13 protein-coding genes and 1 pseudogene are annotated in these 17,307 nt (G+C 66.9%); 11 read left to right on the top strand and 3 right to left on the bottom strand.

What is annotated here, in order from left to right:
* The first annotated feature begins 41 nt into the window (after positions 1-41).
* The 3 genes and pseudogenes from GGC47_RS16295 to GGC47_RS16285 all read left to right on the top strand — a co-directional run.
* A complete protein-coding gene (locus tag GGC47_RS16295) occupies positions 42-2,129 on the top strand; it encodes a molybdopterin-containing oxidoreductase family protein (protein ID WP_429068520.1) in 2,088 nt (695 codons plus the stop codon).
* A 101-nt stretch (positions 2,130-2,230) separates the two neighbouring features.
* A complete protein-coding gene (locus GGC47_RS16290; protein WP_038368794.1) occupies positions 2,231-2,593 on the top strand; it encodes a hypothetical protein in 363 nt (120 codons plus the stop codon).
* A 312-nt stretch (positions 2,594-2,905) separates the two neighbouring features.
* Positions 2,906-3,574: pseudogene (locus GGC47_RS16285) on the top strand (helix-turn-helix transcriptional regulator); the annotation flags it as partial.
* Between the two features lie 86 nt (positions 3,575-3,660).
* On the opposite strand, the gene purN reads toward GGC47_RS16285, so the two are convergent.
* Together purN and purM are read right to left on the bottom strand one after the other, a co-directional pair.
* On the bottom strand, positions 3,661-4,278 hold the full coding sequence (purN, locus tag GGC47_RS16280; RefSeq protein WP_370954159.1) for a phosphoribosylglycinamide formyltransferase: 618 nt from the start codon (positions 4,276-4,278) through the stop codon (positions 3,661-3,663).
* 2 nt (positions 4,279-4,280) lie between these two features.
* Positions 4,281-5,354: a phosphoribosylformylglycinamidine cyclo-ligase gene (gene purM, locus GGC47_RS16275; protein ID WP_142020761.1), complete on the bottom strand. Its 1,074-nt coding sequence runs from the start codon at positions 5,352-5,354 to the stop codon at positions 4,281-4,283.
* Positions 5,355-5,585: 231 nt separating this feature from the next.
* Between purM and GGC47_RS16270 the strand changes: the two genes are divergently transcribed.
* The 5 genes from GGC47_RS16270 (at position 5,586) to ppx (ending at position 11,928) form a co-directional block, all read left to right on the top strand.
* Positions 5,586-6,161 carry a CDP-alcohol phosphatidyltransferase family protein gene (locus GGC47_RS16270; RefSeq protein ID WP_142020762.1) on the top strand — a complete coding sequence of 192 codons (576 nt, stop codon included), beginning with the start codon at positions 5,586-5,588 and terminating at the stop codon, positions 6,159-6,161.
* A 41-nt stretch (positions 6,162-6,202) separates the two neighbouring features.
* Positions 6,203-7,309, top strand: coding sequence for an AI-2E family transporter (locus GGC47_RS16265; RefSeq protein WP_142020763.1), 1,107 nt, complete (start codon positions 6,203-6,205; stop codon positions 7,307-7,309).
* A gap of 7 nt (positions 7,310-7,316) precedes the next feature.
* Positions 7,317-8,015 carry an HdaA/DnaA family protein gene (locus tag GGC47_RS16260; RefSeq protein WP_142020764.1) on the top strand — a complete coding sequence of 233 codons (699 nt, stop codon included), beginning with the start codon at positions 7,317-7,319 and terminating at the stop codon, positions 8,013-8,015.
* Between the two features lie 222 nt (positions 8,016-8,237).
* Entirely contained in the window at positions 8,238-10,418 is a 2,181-nt protein-coding gene (locus tag GGC47_RS16255) for an RNA degradosome polyphosphate kinase (RefSeq protein WP_370954308.1), read from the top strand.
* Position 10,419: 1 nt separating this feature from the next.
* Positions 10,420-11,928, top strand: coding sequence for an exopolyphosphatase (gene ppx, locus GGC47_RS16250; RefSeq protein WP_370954160.1), 1,509 nt, complete (start codon positions 10,420-10,422; stop codon positions 11,926-11,928).
* Between the two features lie 131 nt (positions 11,929-12,059).
* Here ppx and metC read toward each other — a convergent pair whose 3' ends face one another.
* Positions 12,060-13,250: a cystathionine beta-lyase gene (metC, locus tag GGC47_RS16245; protein ID WP_112762345.1), complete on the bottom strand. Its 1,191-nt coding sequence runs from the start codon at positions 13,248-13,250 to the stop codon at positions 12,060-12,062.
* A 266-nt stretch (positions 13,251-13,516) separates the two neighbouring features.
* Here metC and GGC47_RS16240 point away from each other — a divergent pair, with 266 nt between their 5' ends.
* The 3 genes from GGC47_RS16240 (at position 13,517) to GGC47_RS16230 (ending at position 17,299) form a co-directional block, all read left to right on the top strand.
* Positions 13,517-14,539 carry an amino acid ABC transporter substrate-binding protein gene (locus GGC47_RS16240; protein WP_038368079.1) on the top strand — a complete coding sequence of 341 codons (1,023 nt, stop codon included), beginning with the start codon at positions 13,517-13,519 and terminating at the stop codon, positions 14,537-14,539.
* A 130-nt stretch (positions 14,540-14,669) separates the two neighbouring features.
* On the top strand, positions 14,670-15,698 hold the full coding sequence (locus GGC47_RS16235) for an amino acid ABC transporter substrate-binding protein (protein WP_142021057.1): 1,029 nt from the start codon (positions 14,670-14,672) through the stop codon (positions 15,696-15,698).
* A 407-nt stretch (positions 15,699-16,105) separates the two neighbouring features.
* Entirely contained in the window at positions 16,106-17,299 is a 1,194-nt protein-coding gene (locus tag GGC47_RS16230) for an amino acid ABC transporter permease (protein WP_429068519.1), read from the top strand.
* Positions 17,300-17,307: the final 8 nt, after the last annotated feature.

Raw genomic sequence — 17,307 nt, 5'->3', positions numbered from 1 at the left:
TTCGGCTCCCGCGCCGCCACGCGATGGATTAGAACCACTCCATGAACCAGATGCCCCGCGTCGAGATCCGTCCCTCGGTCTGCCCGCATGACTGCCCTTCCGCCTGCTCGCTCGAGGTCGAGGTTCTCGACGGGCGCAGCATCGGCCGCGTGCGCGGCTCCAAGCGCCAGAGCTATACCGACGGCGTGATCTGCGCCAAGGTCGCCCGCTACGCCGAGCGCATCCACCATCCCGACCGGCTGCTGCACCCGCTGAAGCGCGTCGGCCCGAAGGGGGCAGGGCAGTTCGAGCGCATCTCCTGGGACAAGGCGCTCGACGAGATCGCGCGCCGTTTCCTCGCCATCGAGGCCGAGCATGGCCCCGAGGCGGTCTGGCCCTATTACTACGCCGGCACGATGGGGCTGGTGATGCGCGACGGCATCAACCGCCTGCGCCACGCCAAGCGCTATTCGGGCCAGTATTCGACCATCTGCACGACGACCGCCTGGACCGGTTTCATCGCCGGCACGGGCCGTCTCGCCGGCGTCGATCCGCGCGAGATGGCGAAGTCGGACTGCGTCGTGATCTGGGGCACCAACGCCGTGCACACCCAGGTCAACGTCATGAACCACGCCATCAAGGCGCGGAAGGAGCGCGGCGCCAAGATCGTCGCCATCGACATCTACCGCAACGCCACGCTGCAGCAGGCCGATCTCGCGCTCGTCCTGAAGCCCGGCACCGACGCGGCGCTCGCCTGCGCGGTGATGCATGTCCTCTTCCGCGACGGCCATGCCGACCGCGACTATCTCGCTGCCCATACCGACTGCCCCGACGAGCTGGAAGCCCATCTCGCCACGCGCACGCCGGAATGGGCGGCGGCGATCACCGGGCTGAGCGTCGCCGAGATCGAGGAATTCGCCACGCTGGTCGGCACCCGCAAGCGGAGCTTCTTCCGCCTCGGCTACGGCTTCGCGCGCCAGCGTAACGGCGCGGTCTCGATGCATGCGGCGCTGTCGGTGCCGGCGGTGACGGGAGCCTGGCAGTACGAGGGCGGCGGCGCCTTCCACAGCAACAGCGGCATCTACAAATGGCGCAAGAGCCTGATCGAGGGGCTCGACACCATGGAGCGCGGCGTGCGCCAGCTCGACCAGTCGCAGATCGGCCGCGTCCTGACCGGCGATGCGCCGGCCCTGCGCGATGGCGGCCCCGTCAAGGCGCTCTTCATCCAGAACACCAACCCGGTCTCGGTCGCGCCCGAGCAGGAGCTGGTCAAGCAGGGCTTTGCCCGCGAGGACCTGTTCACCGTCGTCCACGAGCAGTTCATGACCGAGACGGCGGCCATGGCCGACATCGTCCTGCCGGCGACGCAGTTCATGGAGCATGACGATCTCTACCAAGGCGGCGGCCACCAGCACATCATGTGGGGCGGCAAGCTGATCGAGCCGCCGGGCGAGTGCCGCTCGAACCATGAGGTCGTCTCGGCGCTGGCGCAGCGGCTGGGCGCCGAGCATCGCGGCTTCGCCATGACCCCGCGCGAAATCGTCGACTGGACGCTGCGCGAGAGCGGGCGCGGTACGCTGGACGAGCTGATCGCGAATGATTTCCTCGACGTACAGCCGGATTTCGAGACGGCGCATTACCTGAAGGGATTCGGCCATCGCGACGGCAAGTTCCACTTCAAGCCGGACTGGCCGAAGGTGCCGAACGCCAATGACGGCCTCGTTGGTCCTTATGACCGGCTGCCGGCGCTACCCGATCAGTGGGACGTCATCGAGCTCGCCGATGACGAGCATCCTTTCCGCCTCGCCACCAGCCCGGCGCGCAGCTTCCTTAATTCGACCTTCAATGAGACGCCAGGCTCGCTGAAGAAGGAGGGGCAGCCGACGCTGATGCTGCATCCGGACGATGCGGCCGGGCTCGGCATCGCGGCCGGCGACGAAGTCGTCGTCGGCAACCGGCGCGGCACGGTCCATCTGACCGCGGCGATCTTCGCAGGGCTGGTACGCGGCGTGGTCATCGCCGAGTCGATCTGGCCCAATGCGGCCCATCAGCACGGTCGCGGCATCAACACCCTGACCGGCGCCGATTCGCCGGCGCCTTTCGGCGGTGCCGCCTTCCATGACAACAAGGTGTGGATCCGGAAGGCCTGACAAGCTTCGGAGCCTCTTGACCTTTCATGCATCTGTGTCATGCGGAGGCGTGGCGGCGCCGGGATCCATGCGACCGCTTCTTCTCGAAGGACGGGCAAGTCATGATGATGCGGCGGTTGGGTGCGGTCGTTCTGGCCGGTGGATTCTCGATGCTGTTGGGCGCCTCGGCCTATGCCGCGAGCAGCTCCACGGCGCTGCCTCCGCCGGACCCGACCGCGAAGAATCTGACGCCCTACATGATTCAGCTCCGTGCCTTCGACGCCTGCCTGATCACCCAGTCGCGCCTGCTCAACACGACGCGCGAGGCGGTGCACACGCCCTGCAGCTGCTACGCCAAGGGCACCGTCAATGCCATGAGCAAGGACGAGATCCAGGCCTTCCGCGACACCGGCTATTTCAACGACACGGCCCGCGAAAAGGGCCTCCGCTTCATCGACCAGTGCAAGCTGAAGCGGCCGATCTGAGCCGAGTGGCGTTTTTGGTCGGTGCGGCAATGCCGTTTCTCGGATAGCGCGGGGAACCCTCTCCCGGAGGGAGAGGGCAGGGTGAGGGGAAGGCCGCTGGACGTTGTGGCCGTGACCTGACGGCTGCTGCTGCGAGGTTTGTGCCTTACTGGTCAAACGACCTACACCTCACCCCTACCCCTCTCCTTTCAGGAGAGGGGATCCCGCGCCTTCGATACCTCCCGCCTTGCTGCTGACACGCTCCTGACAGAAGTTGTCACCCCGGCTGGGCCATGATGCCGCAGCTACGAGGCCGGGTAGGGAGATAATGCCGTGCAGCGCGCCGAACGATTGCTCGACATGATCCAGAGCCTGCGTCGCCGCAGGCGCCCCGTCACCGCCGAGACTCTGGCTTCCGAGCTCGATGTCTCCGTGCGGACGGTCTATCGCGACATCGGCGCCTTGGTGCGCCAGGGCGTGCCTGTGCGCGGCGAGGCCGGCATCGGCTATGTGCTCGACGCCGGTTTCGACCTGCCGCCGCTGATGCTCTCGCCCGACGAGATCGAGGCCGTGCTCGTCGGCATGCGCTGGCTGAGCGAGCGGGCGGACCCGGTGCTCGCGCGAGCGGCCGAGGATGTCGTCAGCAAGGTTGCGGCCGTGCTGCCGGCCCATCTGAAGCCGATCCTGCTCGACGGCGCCTTGTTCGCGGCCTCCCATCCGGGCGAGCTGCCGGTCGATCAGGTCGATGTCGCGGCTGTGCGCGCCGCGATCCGCAACGGCCGCAAGCTCTCGATCGAATACAGCGACGAAAGCGGCCATGCGACGCAGCGCATGATCTGGCCGATCGGCATGACCTTCTACGAGCGCGTCCGCATCGTCATCGCCTGGTGCGAGCTTCGGCAGGCCTTTCGCCATTTCCGCACCGACCGTATGACCGGCCTCGTCGCGCTGGAGGAGCGTTACCCCGCCCGCCGCGCCGATCTCTTCCGCCGCTGGCAGAAGGAGGAGGAGAAGACGCGCGAGGAATGGGAGCGCTGCAAGCGCGAGGGCGGCGGGATGCCGGCGAACGCCGAGGGCGCAGCCGCCTCTCAGCCGCGGATGACGACCCCGCCTTCGAGTCTGGCCCGGCCCGAAGCGACCTCGGCCAGCGCCGCCGGATAGAGCTTGTGCTCCTCGGCAAGGACGCGCTGCGCCAGCTTGTCCTCGTCGTCGCCGGGCAGGACCGGTACCTTCGCCTGCAAGATGACCGGGCCGGCATCGAGCTCCGGCACGACGAAATGAACCGAGCAGCCATGCTCGGCGACGCCGGCTTCCAGAGCCTGTCGGTGCGTATGCGTGCCCTTGAACAGCGGCAGCAGCGAGGGGTGGATGTTGATCATCCGGCCTTCCCAGCGCGTCACGAACCAGGGCGTCAGGATGCGCATGAAGCCGGCGAGCACGACCAGATCGATCTGGTTGACGCGCAGCACCTCGTCCATCGCGCGCTCGAAGGCCTCGCGGTCCTTGCCGAAGGCGCGGTGATCGACGGTCGCGGTCGCGATGCCGAAGCCACGCGCCCGGTCGAGCCCCGCGACGTCGGGAATGTTCGAGAGCACGAGCGCGATCTGCGCCGGATAGTCCGGCGCCTGCGCGGCTTCCGCTAGCGAAACCATGTTGGAACCGCGCCCGGAGATCAGCACTCCGACGAGTTTGCGGCGAGCCGCCATGCTCACAGCGCGAGCTTGCCGCGATAGCTGACCGGCTCCTCGCCTTCCGCGGCCGGCACGATCTCGCCGAGCCTGACCGGCGCCTCGCCGGCGGCCTTGAGCGCCGCAAGAACCTCGTCGGCCTTCGCCGCATCGGCCGCCACGATCATGCCAATGCCGCAGTTGAAGGTGCGCAGCATCTCGCGCTCGGCGACACCGCCGATCTTGGCGAGCCAGCCGAAGACGGGCGGCACCGGGATTGAGGCGAGGTCGAGTGCGACGCCGAGCCCTTCCGGCAGCACGCGCGGGATATTGTCGGGAAAGCCGCCGCCGGTGATATGGGCGAGCGCCTTGATGCCGTCGGTCGCCTTCAGCGCCTGCAGCAGCGGCTTCACATAGATCCGCGTCGGCTCCAGCAGCGCTTCGGCGAGGTTCTTCTCGGGGGCGAAGGGGGCAGGGGCCTCCCAGCCGAGGCCGCTGAGCTCGACGATGCGGCGCACCAGCGAATAGCCGTTCGAATGCACGCCGGAGGAGGGCAGGCCGAAGACCACGTCGCCCGGCTTCAGGTCCTCGCGGGGCAGAAGCGCACCGCGCTCGGCCGCGCCGACGGCGAAGCCGGCGAGGTCGTAATCCTTTTCGGCATACATGCCGGGCATCTCGGCGGTCTCGCCGCCGATCAGCGCGCAGCCGGCCTGGCGGCAGCCATCGGCGATGCCGCGCACGATCTCGACGCCGACCTTCGGGTCGAGCTTGCCGGTGGCGTAATAGTCGAGGAAGAGCAGGGGCTCGGCGCCCTGCACGATCAGGTCGTTGACGCACATCGCCACGAGATCGATGCCGATGGTCGAATGCAGCCCGCTTTCGATGGCGATCTTCACCTTGGTGCCGACGCCGTCATTGGCGGCGACCAAGATCGGGTCGTTGAAGCCGGCGGCCTTGAGATCGAACAACCCGCCGAAACCGCCGATCTCGGCGTCCGCGCCCGGCCGGCGCGTCGCGCGCACCAGCGGCTTGATCTCGTCGACCATGGCATTGCCGGCGTCGATATCGACACCTGCCTGCGCATAGGTCAGTCCGTTTGCGCCGGGCTTGCTCATTGCGGTCTCGCCTTTGTTCCTGTTCGCGGGAGCGATAGGCAAGCACGCCCCGGCTGGCAAGGCTTGGAACGGGCTTTATTGGCTTTATCATCGCCATCTTGCGTCATTCCGGGCGACCGAAAGAGAGACCCGGGATCCATGCCTGGGCCAACGCGGGATGACGGCGCGAGGAAACGGATGTCATGAGTGGCCGGGCTGGCATTGCGCGTGATGCTGAGCGAAGCTGCACCCATGACGATCCCGAATCTGATCACGCTCGGCCGGCTCTTCCTGGTGCCGCTCGTCATCGTGATGATCGTCAATGCGCGCTGGGACGCCGCTTTCGTCATTTTCGTCGTCGCCGGCGTATCCGATGCCGTCGACGGCTTCCTCGCCAAGCGCTGCGGCATGGCGAGCGAGCTCGGCGCCTATCTCGATCCCATCGCCGACAAGGCGCTGATCGTCTCGATCTACATCACGCTCGCGGTGGTCGGCGCGATTCCGTTCTGGCTCGTCGTCCTGGTCGTGGCGCGCGACATCATGATCGTGGCCGCGGTGCTGCTCTCCTGGCTGCTCGACCGGCCGGTCACGATCGCCCCCTTTATCGTCAGTAAGCTCAACACCGCCGCGCAGATCGCCTTTGCCGCGCTGGCGCTCGGCTCGCGCGCCTTCGGCATCGATCCCGGTCCCGCCGGCACGGTCGGCGAGCTGGTTGTCGCCTTGTTGACGCTGGCCTCGATGGCGGCCTATCTCGCCTTCTGGCTGCGGCACATGGCGGGATCGGCCGAGACCGCCCGCGCTGGCCGGGAACCGCCGGACCACGTATAGAGTTGCTCGTCTTCCCGCCGAAGACGCGAAGAGGCTGATGGATGACCTTACAGCGCCAGATCGGCTTTTGGCTGGGTTCCCTCTTCGTCTTCGTGCTGTTCCTGGTGCTGCTCAGGGACATCCTGCTGCCCTTCATCGCGGCGCTGGCGCTTGCCTATCTGCTCGATCCGCTGGCCGACCGGCTGGAGCGCCTCGGGATGAGCCGCCTTGCCGCGACCATCGTCATCCTCGTCGTCTTAATCCTGATCTTCGCGCTGGTGCTGATCCTGCTCGCGCCGCTGCTCGGCCAGCAGCTCGCCGGGCTGGTGGCGCGGCTGCCCGGGGATGCGGCGAAACTGCAGTCGCTCGTGCTCGAAAAGGGCGCGCCCTGGCTCGAGCGCTTCGGCGGCGGCGATCTTGCCAAGCAGGCGCAGAGTTCGCTGGGCGACCTCGTCGGCCAGGCGACGAAATGGGTTGGCGGCCTGCTGCAATCGCTCTGGAGCGGCGGCACCGCGATCGTCGGCGTCTTTTCGCTGCTGGTGCTGACGCCGGTCATCGCCTTCTATCTGCTGGTCGACTGGGATCGCATGGTCGCGACCGTCGATAGCTGGCTGCCGCGCGACCATCGCAAGACCATCCGCGGGCTGGTGCGCGAGATGGACACCGCCATCGCAGGCTTCCTGCGCGGGCAGGCGCTGGTCTGCCTGCTGCTGGGCGCATTTTACGCCATCGGGCTGAGCGTCGTCGGCGTCAATTTCGGCGCGTTGATCGGCATCATCTCGGGTTTCCTCTCCTTCATTCCCTATGTCGGCTCGCTGACCGGGCTCGTGCTCTCGGTCGGCGTCGCGACGGTGCAGTTCTGGCCGGACTGGACCTGGCCGCTGGCGACGCTCGGCGTCTTCCTGGTCGGGCAGTTCCTCGAGGGCAACATCTTCCAGCCGAAATTCGTCGGCGACTCGATCGGCGTCCATCCGGTCTGGCTGATGTTCGCGCTGCTCGCCTTCGGTTCGCTCTTCGGCTTCGTCGGCCTGCTGCTGGCGGTGCCGCTGGCGGCGGTGATCGGCGTGCTCTGCCGCTTCGCCCTCAGGCAGTATCTCGCCAGCAATCTCTATCGCGGCATTCATCCGAACCCGGCGAAGGCCGATGTGACGATCGAGATCGAGCGCTGAGCCGCCCATGTCAGACGCGCCTTCGCGCCCGCGCCAGCTCGCCTTCGACCTGCCGGTCGACAGCCGCCACGGCGTCGAGGATTTCCTCGTCGGCCCCTCGAACGAGGCGGCCTACGGGCTGGTCGAAAGCTGGCCGCGCTGGCCCGATGCCTGGCTGCGCCTGACGGGACCGGAAGGCGCGGGCAAGACCCATCTCGCCGCGATCTGGGCCCGCATGGCCCATGCCTGGACAATTCCCGCGCGTGATCTGGCTGACGAGAAGGTGCCGCATCTGGTCTCGGGCGGCGCGCTCGTGATCGAGGATTGCGATGCCGGCCCCTTCGACGAGCCGGCGCTGTTCCATCTGATGAACGCGATCAAGGCGCGCGGCGGCCATCTGCTGCTGACGGCGCGCACGCCGCCCGATCTCTGGGGCCTGCGCGTGCCGGACCTGCTCTCGCGCCTGCGGTTGGCACCGAGCGCCACCATCGAACCGCCGGATGACGGGCTGCTCTGCGCCGTGCTGGTCAAGCTCTTCATCGATCGCCAGCTCGTGGTCGATACGGCGGTCATCGATACGCTGGCGCTCAGGATGGAGCGCTCCTTCGCCGCCGCGCGGCAGGTCGTGGACCGGCTCGACCGGGTGGCGCTGGAGCGCGGCCGGCGCGTGACGCGCCCGCTGGTGCAGGAGGTGCTGGCCGAGCTGTTCCCGCAGGAGCCGGGCTGAGCGGCCTGCTGACGATCGCGGGGGCTGCCGGGCGCCCCGTGAAGCCTCATATCTATGGCCGGCGGCCGATGCCTGCTAACCTTTTCCGACAGCGATTCATGTCGCTTGTCATCGAACCGTCACGGTAGGATGGCTTCACAACGCCCCATGAGACGCACGAGCAGGACGACGACCAGGGTAAGGGTACGGACCAAGCGCATGACCACGGAGATCGCGGCCGACATGCCCGACATGCCGGATAGGGCGACGGGGGATTCGGACGCATTGCCGCTGCGCCGGCAGCCGGCGCGCTTCATGAATCGCGAGCTCTCGTGGCTGCAGTTCAACCGCCGGGTCATGGAGGAGGCGTCGAACCGCAGCCATCCGCTGCTGGAGCAGCTGCGCTTCCTCTCGATCTCGGCCAACAACCTCGACGAGTTCTTCATGGTCCGCGTCTCGGGCCTGCGCGAGCAGCTCAAGGCCGGCGTCGTCACCCCCAGCCAGGACGGGCTCACCCCGGCCGAGCAGCTCGTCGAGATCGGCAATGCGGTTTCGGCCCTGACCGACGACCAGCAGGCGCGCTGGGTCGAACTGCGCCATGAGCTGCACGAAAATCGCATCCATCTGCTCGGTCCGGCCGATATCGGTTCGCAGGACCGGATCTGGCTGGAGGATTATTTCCTCAATTACGTCTTCCCGGTGCTGACGCCGCTGGCGATCGACCCGGCCCATCCCTTCCCCTTCATCCCGAATCTCGGTTTCACCGTCGCGCTCGCGCTGGAGCGCCTCAGCGACGGGCGCCAGCTCGACGCGCTGATCCGCGTGCCGATCAAGATCGACCGCTTCATCGAGCTGCCCGATCTCGCCCGCGAAGGTTTGCACCGCTTCATCACCCTCGAGGATGCGGTCTCGCTCTTCATCGCCAAGCTTTTCCCCGGCTACGAGGTCAAGGGCACCGGCTCCTTCCGCGTCATCCGCGACTCCGACCTCGATATCGAGGAGGAGGCGGAGGACCTCGTCCGCGTCTTCGAGACCATGCTGAAGCAGCGGCGCCTCGGCGTCGTCATCCGGCTCGAACTCTCGACCGGCATGCCCGACCATCTGCGCCGGATGATCGTGCGCGAGCTCAAGGTCGACAGCGACGAGGTCGTCGAGGTCAACGGCATGATCGGCCTGAACGAGCTTGCCCAGCTCGTCAGCGTCGACCGGCCGGACCTCAAGTTCAGGCCCTACAACGCCCGTTTTCCCGAGCGCATCCGCGAGCATGGCGGCGACTGCTTCGCCGCGATCCGGCAGAAGGACCTGCTGGTCCATCACCCCTATGAGAGCTTCGACGTCGTGGTGCAGTTCCTGCAGCAGGCGGCGCGCGACCCCAATGTCGTCGCGATCAAGCAGACGCTCTACCGCACCTCCTCGAACTCGCCGATCGTCAAGGCGCTGACCGAGGCCGCCGAGGCCGGCAAGTCGGTGACCGCGCTGGTCGAGCTCAAGGCCCGCTTTGACGAGGAAGCGAACATCCGCTGGGCCAAGGAGATGGAGCGCGCCGGCGTCCAGGTCGTCTACGGCTTCATCGAGCTGAAGACCCATGCCAAGCTGTCACTGGTCGTGCGGCGCGAGGCCGGCCAGCTCGTCAGCTACTGCCATATCGCGACCGGCAACTACCATCCGATCACGGCGCGCATCTACACCGACGTGTCCTTCTTCACCGCCGATCCGGTGCTTTCGCAGGACGTCGCGCGCGTCTTCAACTTCATCACCGGCTATGCCGAGCCGGCCGGGCTGGAGCGCATGGCCGTCTCGCCGACGAACCTGAAGAAGCGCCTGCTCGGCGACATCGCCGAGGAGGTCGCGCATGTGAAGGCCGGCCGCAAGGGCGCGATCTGGGGCAAGTGCAACTCGCTGGTCGATCCCGAGATCATCGACGCGCTCTATGACGCCAGCCGGGCCGGCGTCGAGATCGACTTCGTCGTGCGCGGCATCTGCTGCCTGCGGCCAGGCCTGCCCGGTTTGTCGGAGAATATCCGGGTCAAGTCGATCATCGGCCGCTTCCTGGAGCACAACCGCATCTACGCCTTCGGCGCCGGCCATGGCTTGCCTTCGCCCAAGGCGAAGGTCTACATCTCCTCCGCCGACCTGATGCCGCGCAATCTCGACCGTCGCGTCGAGGCGCTGACGCCGATCCTGAACCCGACGGTGCACCAGCAATTGCTCGATCAGATCATGCTCGCCAACCTGCTCGACAATGAGCAGAGCTGGACGATCCTGCCCGATGGCGGCTCGCGCCGCATTGTCCCGGCGCCGAACGAAGAACCGTTCAATGCGCATAATTACTTCATGACAAATCCGAGTCTGTCCGGTCGTGGAAAATCGCTCTCCAGTTCCAGTCCCCGTGCCCTTTCCCGCAAGGGAGGCCGTAAGGCCTGAATTGCAGCACGCGCCCGGCCGTCTGGCGCTCGGCGACACCATCGCCATCGTCGATATCGGCTCGAACTCGGTTCGTCTCGTCGTCTACGAGATGCTCGTTCGGGCACCGTCGCAGGTCTTCAACGAGAAGGAGATGGCCGGGCTCGGCCGGCAGGTCGCCACGACCGGCCGCCTGGCCGAGGACGCCATCGAGAAGGCGATCGCCGCGCTGGTGCGCTTCCGCATCCTCTGCGAGGCGATGCATGTCGGCGAGCTCCGCGTCATCGCCACCGCCGCCGCGCGCTATGCCGAGAACGGCCCCGAATTCATCGCCCGGGCGGAGCAGGCGATCGGCCAGCCGATCGAGCTGATCTCGGGCGGGCGCGAAGCGGTGCTGTCCGGGCTCGGTGTCATTTCCGGCTTCGACGAGCCCGATGGGGTGGTTGGCGACCTCGGCGGCGGCAGCCTCGAGCTGATCTCCGTGAAGCGCGGCGAAGTCGGGAAGGGCGCCAGCGTGCCGCTCGGCGGCCTGGCGCTGCTCGACCGCTCGAAGGGCTCGCTGAAGGCGGCCGAGAAGATCGTCAAGGACGAGCTCGACAAGCTGCCCCAGCTCGCCGCCATGAAGGGGCGGGACTTCTACGCCGTCGGCGGCACCTGGCGTGCCCTCGCGACGCTGCATCAGCGCCGGGCCAATTATCCCCTCAACGTCATGCACGGCTACGCCATCCCGCCCCGGGATGCGGCCGATTTCGTCAGGTTGGTCGAGCGCGCCGACGCCTCGGTGCTCGATGCGATCGACGCCGTCTCCTCGGCGCGCCGCCCGCTGCTGGCCTATGGCGCACTGGTGCTGGACGAGCTGATCAAGCGCGGCAAGCCGCGCAACATCGTCATCTCCGCCCAGGGCGTGCGCGAGGGCCTGCTGCACGAGCAGCTCTCTGCCGAGGAGCGAGCGGCCGATCCGCTCCTGCAGGCGGCGCGCGACTACAATCTCCTGCGCGCCCGCGATCCACGCCACGCGGCCGAGCTGATCGACTGGACCAAGGCGATCATGGAGACGGCGGGTCTGCCGCAGGACGAACCCTCGGCGCGGCTGGTCGAGGCCGTCTGCCTGCTGTCGGATATCGGCTGGCGCGCCCATCCCGACTATCGCGGCGAGCAGAGCATGAACGTCATCGCCCATGCCTATTTCACCGGCATCGACCATGTCGGCCGCGCCTTCCTGGCGCTGACGATCTTCCTTCGCTATGCCGGGCTGAAGGCGTCCTCGCCTGCGGCCGATGGTCTCAGGACGCTGCTGCCGCCGGCTCTGTTCGAGCGGGCGGTCCTGATCGGCGCGATCTTCCGGGTCGGCTATCTGCTCTCGGCCGGCATGGCCGGCATCCTGCCGCGCATTCCGGCGCTCTGCGTCGACAGGCGCCTCGTGCTGCGCCTGCCCGACGATCTCGCGGCGCTGGCGAGCGAGCGCGTCGAGGGGCGGCTGAAGCAGCTCGCGAAGCTCCTGGCGCGGGACTACGAGATCGGGCGGGTCTGACGCCGGGGATCGAGGCTCGCGTCATTCTCGGGCGGAGCGAAGCGCCGACCCGAGAATCTCTTGCAGAACCGGGGTCGAAGCCCCGCTTCGCGTGATGCCCGGGTCAAGCCCGGGCATCACGGCTATTTCTCTCAGCTCGCAGCCTTCAGCCGGGCGAAGCCCGCTTCGAGATCGGCCTTGAGGTCTTCGAGGTTCTCCAACCCGATATGGATGCGCACCGTCGGCCCCTTGTAGTCGGGCGTCGTCGCCGTGCGGTAGGCGCGGCAGTCGAAGGGCAGGACGAGGCTCTCATAGCCGCCCCAGGAGGCGCCCATGCCGAACAGCGTGAGCCCGTCCAACATCGCGGCGACCGCCTTCATCGAGACCGGCGCGAACTCGAAGGCGAAGAGCGAGGAGGCGCCGGTGAAGTCGCGCTTCCAGAGGGCATGGCCAGGATCTTCCGGCAGCGCCGGATGCAGCACGCGGGCGATCTCCGGGCGCGCCTGCAGCCATTTCGCCATCTCGATTCCGGCCGGCATCTGCTCCTTGAGGCGGATCGCCATCGTCCGCATGCCGCGCAGCGTCAGGAAGGCGTCCTCCGGGGCGACGATGACGCCGAGCTCTTCCCAGGCCTTGCGCAGGGTCTTGTAGAGCTCGGGCGTGCGGGCCGAGATCGTGCCGATCAGCACGTCGGAATGGCCGGCATAGTATTTCGTGCCGGCCTGGACCGAGATGTCGACGCCGAAGGCGTGGCTGTCGAAATAGAGCGGCGTCGCCCAGGTGTTGTCCATCATCGTCAGGATGCCGCGCGCGGCGGCGGCCTTGGCGATGGCCGGGATGTCCTGCATCTCGAAGGTCTGGGAGCCGGGGGCCTCGGTCCAGACCGCCTTGGTGTTCGGCTGGAACAGCTTGGCGATGTCGGCCCCGACCAGCGGGTCGTAATAGCTGACCTCGACGCCCATCCGCTTCAGGAAGGAATCGCAGAAATTGCGCGTCGGCCGGTAAACGCTGTCCGTCACCAGCACATGGTCGCCGGCGGAGAGGAAGGCGAGGAAGGGCAGGGTGCAGGCGAGCAGCCCCGAGGGGGTCACCACGACGCCGGCGCCGCCCTCGATGGTGTTGGCCGCGGCCTCGAGCGCGTCGAGCGTCGGGTTGCCATGGGTGCCATAGGTGTAGCGCGCCTTCCGGGCGAGGAAGTCCTCGGTGTTCGGATAGATGACCGTGGAGCCTCGTACGATAGGAGGATTGACAAAGCCGTAGCTGTCGCTGGGGTCGCGGCCGGCGAGGGCGAGGCGGGTCCGTGTGCCGAGGCGGGCAAATTCAGAGGAGGGCAGCTTTTTCATGGAACCGATGCGGCTGGAGCGGAAGGCGAGGCGGCCGGGCTTGACCGTCTTGCCAAGTTCGCATGTGATGATTGTGGCGAACAAGTGGCGGCTGCGGCGGATGGCCGTTGCTTGACGCTCATGGGTCGCTCTGGCAATCGACTTGTTTAAGGGGACGCCGCCTCATTGCTGGGAACGACAGAGCGGTTTGGGAGCCGCCAGCGGCGAACCGGATTTTCGAGCGTGTCCGGATCCTCCGGTATGCTTGTTTCAACGGGAGAGTTACGATGAAAAAGCTTTTGGCAGCCGCCCTCTTTGCAGGAGCCGGGCTCGCGATTTCCGCAACGGGCGCCTCGGCCCAGGCCACACTCGCGCAGGTCAAGCAGCGCGGCATCCTGAACTGCGGCTCGAATCCCGGCCTCGCCGGCTTCGGCGTGCCGGACGCGCAGGGCAACTGGACCGGCCTCGACGTCGACGTCTGCCGCGCCGTGGCCGCTGCGATCTTCAACGATCCGGCCAAGGTCAAGTTCATCCCGCTTTCGGCCAAGGATCGCTTCACCGCGCTCCAGTCCGGCGAGGTCGATCTGCTCGTCCGCAACTCGACCTGGACGATGACCCGCGACGCGTCGCTCGGCATCGCCTTCACTGGCGTCAACTACTATGACGGCCAGGGCTTCATGGTTCGCAAGAAGCTCGGCGTGAACTCGGCGCTGCAGCTCAACGGCGCCTCGGTCTGCACGCAGCAGGGCACGACGACGGAACTCAACCTCGCCGACTACTTCCGCGCCAACAACCTGAAATACGAGGTCGTGGCCTTCGCGACCGCCGACGAGACCATCAAGGCCTATGATGCCGGCCGCTGCGACGCCTTCACCACGGACGCCTCGGGCCTCTATGCCGAGCGCCTGAAGCTCGCCGCCCCGGACGATCACATCGTTCTGCCGGAGATCATCTCCAAGGAGCCGCTCGGCCCCTCCGTCCGCAACAATGACCCGCAGTGGTTCAACCTGGTGAAGTGGGTTGGCTACGCGATGCTGAACGCCGAGGAGCTCGGCGTCACCAAGGCTAATGTCGACCAGCAGGTGAAGTCCGACAATCCGGAGATCAAGCGTCTGCTCGGCACCGAGGGCAAGTTCGGCGAGCAGATCGGCCTGACCACCGACTGGGTCGTGCGGATCGTCAAGCTGGTGGGTAACTACGGCGAATCCTTCGAGAAGAACGTCGGCCAGGGCTCGCTGCTCAAGATCGCCCGCGGCCAGAACGCGCTCTGGACCAAGGGCGGCCTGCAATACGCTCCGCCGGTTCGCTGAGCGTGCCATCGGGAGGCGCCGGATCGTCCGGCGCCTCTTCGCGATATCGCCCGGCGCCATGATCTGGGCCATGGCCCGGGCGGACCGCGACGACATCGGCCGCTCATCGGCTGCAACGACCGGTTTTGCCATGGGAACAGCGAGGATAGCCCATATCTTTGCGCTGACTGCCGCGGCGGCGATTATCGCCCCGGAGGCCCTGGCGAAGGGCGATCTGCTGGCGCAGGTGAAGGCCCGCGGGACGATCCTCTGCGGCGTCGCGCCATCGCTGCCCGGCTTCTCCATGCCTGACAGCCGGGGCAACTGGACCGGCCTCGACGTCGATCTCTGCCGCGCGCTGGCCGCCGCGATCTTCGACGATCCGGCCAGGGTGACCTTCGTGCCGCTCTCCTCGCAGGACCGTTTCACCGCCTTGCAGACGGGGGAGGTCGATCTCCTGTCGCGCAGCTCGACCTGGTCGATGACGCGCGACACGGCGCTGGGGCTGCGTTTCGCCGGGATCAATTTCTACGGCGGCGAGGGCTTCATGGTCCGCAAGGCGCTCGGCATCGCCTCCGCCACGCAGCTCGGCGGCGCCACGATCTGCGCCGAGCAGGGCACCACCACGGAGCTCAACGTCGCCGATTTCTTTCGCCGTCACGGCCTGCGCAGCGAGATCGTCACCTATCGCGGCAGCGACGAGACGGTCGATGCCTATGGGGCCGGCCGTTGCGACGCCTATGCCTATGATCGGGCCGGGCTCGCGATCCAGCGCAGCAGGCTCGCCGCGCCGCAGGATCATGTCATCCTGCCCGAGACGATTTCGAAGGAGCCGCTCGGGCCGGTGGTGAGGCAGGGTGACGAAGGCTGGTTCGGCTTGGTGAAGTGGACGCTGTTCGCGATGCTCGATGCGGAGGAACTCGGCGTAGGCCAGAACAACGTGGAAGCGATGCGGGCCTCCGAGCGGCCGGATGTCCGCCGTTTTCTCGGCCTCGAAGGCGATTTCGGAGGAGCGCTCGGGCTCTCGCGCGACTGGGCCTACCGGATCGTTCGCCATGTCGGCAATTATGGGGAATCCTTCGAGCGCAACCTCGGCCGCGGCTCGCCGCTGGGGATTGAGCGGGGTCTGAACGCGCTCTGGACCGGAGGTGGGTTGCATTACGCGCCGCCGGTGCGCTGAAATCGGCCGGCGCAGGAGGCAGGGGCGCCGAACGGCCGGAAGCCTCGGGCTTCCGGATTGAAACGAGAAGAAGACCGCCAGAAAGGTGGTCCGGGACTTGCTATGAACGCGGCGAGAGCGGGACCAACCCGCTCCGACAGGGGAATGACGATGAAGAGTTCGATCGAGAGGCTGCGAGCGCGGCCGGTTTCTTCGCAGCCGAGCCCGGCGGATGGGCCGGCGAGGCGGTACCCGCACGCCTTGGCGACAGGGCGTCACAGGCGCGGCGCATCCGCCATGGCAGGAAGCGCGATCGACGACGGACAGCAATGACCAGAGACAATCGGTCCGGACCCAACGGCCTTCGGTGGAGTCGCACCGCCGCAGGATCGCCGGCCTCAACAAGCGAAGAAAAAAGGGCGTAACAGGTGTCGAGCATCCCGACCGAAACGGTATCACCCGGCAAGGCGTCGTTATTCTACGATCCGAAGATCCGGGGCTATGTCTATCAGATCGTTCTGCTGCTGGTGGTCGGCTTCCTGATCTGGTCAGCCGCCTCGAACGTCATCGAGAACCTGCGGGCGCAGAAGATCGCCTCGGGCTTCGGCTTCTGGCACAACGCGGCCGGCTTCGACGTCAACCAGAAGCTCATCCCCTTCAGCGCTTCGGGCTCGACCTATGGCCAGGCGTTTTTCGTCGGCCTGCTGAACACGTTGCTCGTCGCCGCGCTCGGCATCGTGCTGGCGACGATCATCGGCTTCTCGGTCGGCGTCGCGCGGCTCTCCAGCAACTGGATCATTGCCAAGCTGGCGATGATCTATGTCGAGGTCATCCGCAACATCCCGCTGCTGCTCCAGCTCTTCTTCTGGTACAACGCGGTGCTGAAGCCCCTGCCGGACGCGCGTAATTCGATCTCGCTGCCCGGCGGCATCTATCTGAACAACCGCGGCATCATCTTCCCGAACCCGCAATTCGCACCGGCCTTCGAGTGGGTGGTGATCGCTTTCCTCATCGGCATTGCGGGCTCGATCGCGTTCTACATCTGGGCGCGCGGGCAGCAGGCCAAGACGGGTAAGCAGTATCCGAACGGCTGGGTGGCGCTCGGCCTGGTCATCGGCATGCCCCTGATCGTCTTCCTGCTGGCCGGCCAGCCGCTTTCCTTCGAGTATCCGCAGCAGGGCCGCTTCAACCTGACGGGCGGCCTGCAGATCTTCCCCGAATTCGTCGCGCTCCTCGTCGGTCTGTCGACCTACACGGCGGGCTTCATCGCCGAGGTCGTGCGCGCCGGCATCCTCGCTGTCTCGAAAGGGCAGACGGAAGCCGCCAACGCGCTCGGTTTGAGGTCGGGGCCGACCCTGAAGCTCGTCGTCGTGCCGCAGGCGATGCGCGTCATCATCCCGCCGCTGACCTCGCAATACCTCAACCTCGTCAAGAATTCGTCGCTGGCGGTGGCGATCGGCTATCCCGATCTCACTCAGGTCTTCATGGGCACGGTGCTGAACCAGACCGGTCAGGCCGTCGAAATGGTCTCGATCACGATGGGGGTCTACCTCACGATCTCGCTTGTGACCTCGTTCGCGATGAACATCTACAATAAGCGCATGGCGCTGGTGGAACGGTGAGGGCGTAA

This window comes from Allobosea sp. OAE752 (genome assembly GCF_050433265.1).
Lineage (GTDB): Bacteria > Pseudomonadota > Alphaproteobacteria > Rhizobiales > Beijerinckiaceae > Allobosea > Allobosea spartocytisi.
The sequence above is the reverse complement of the archived record's forward strand: the minus strand, read 5'-3'. Positions and strand labels throughout refer to the sequence as shown.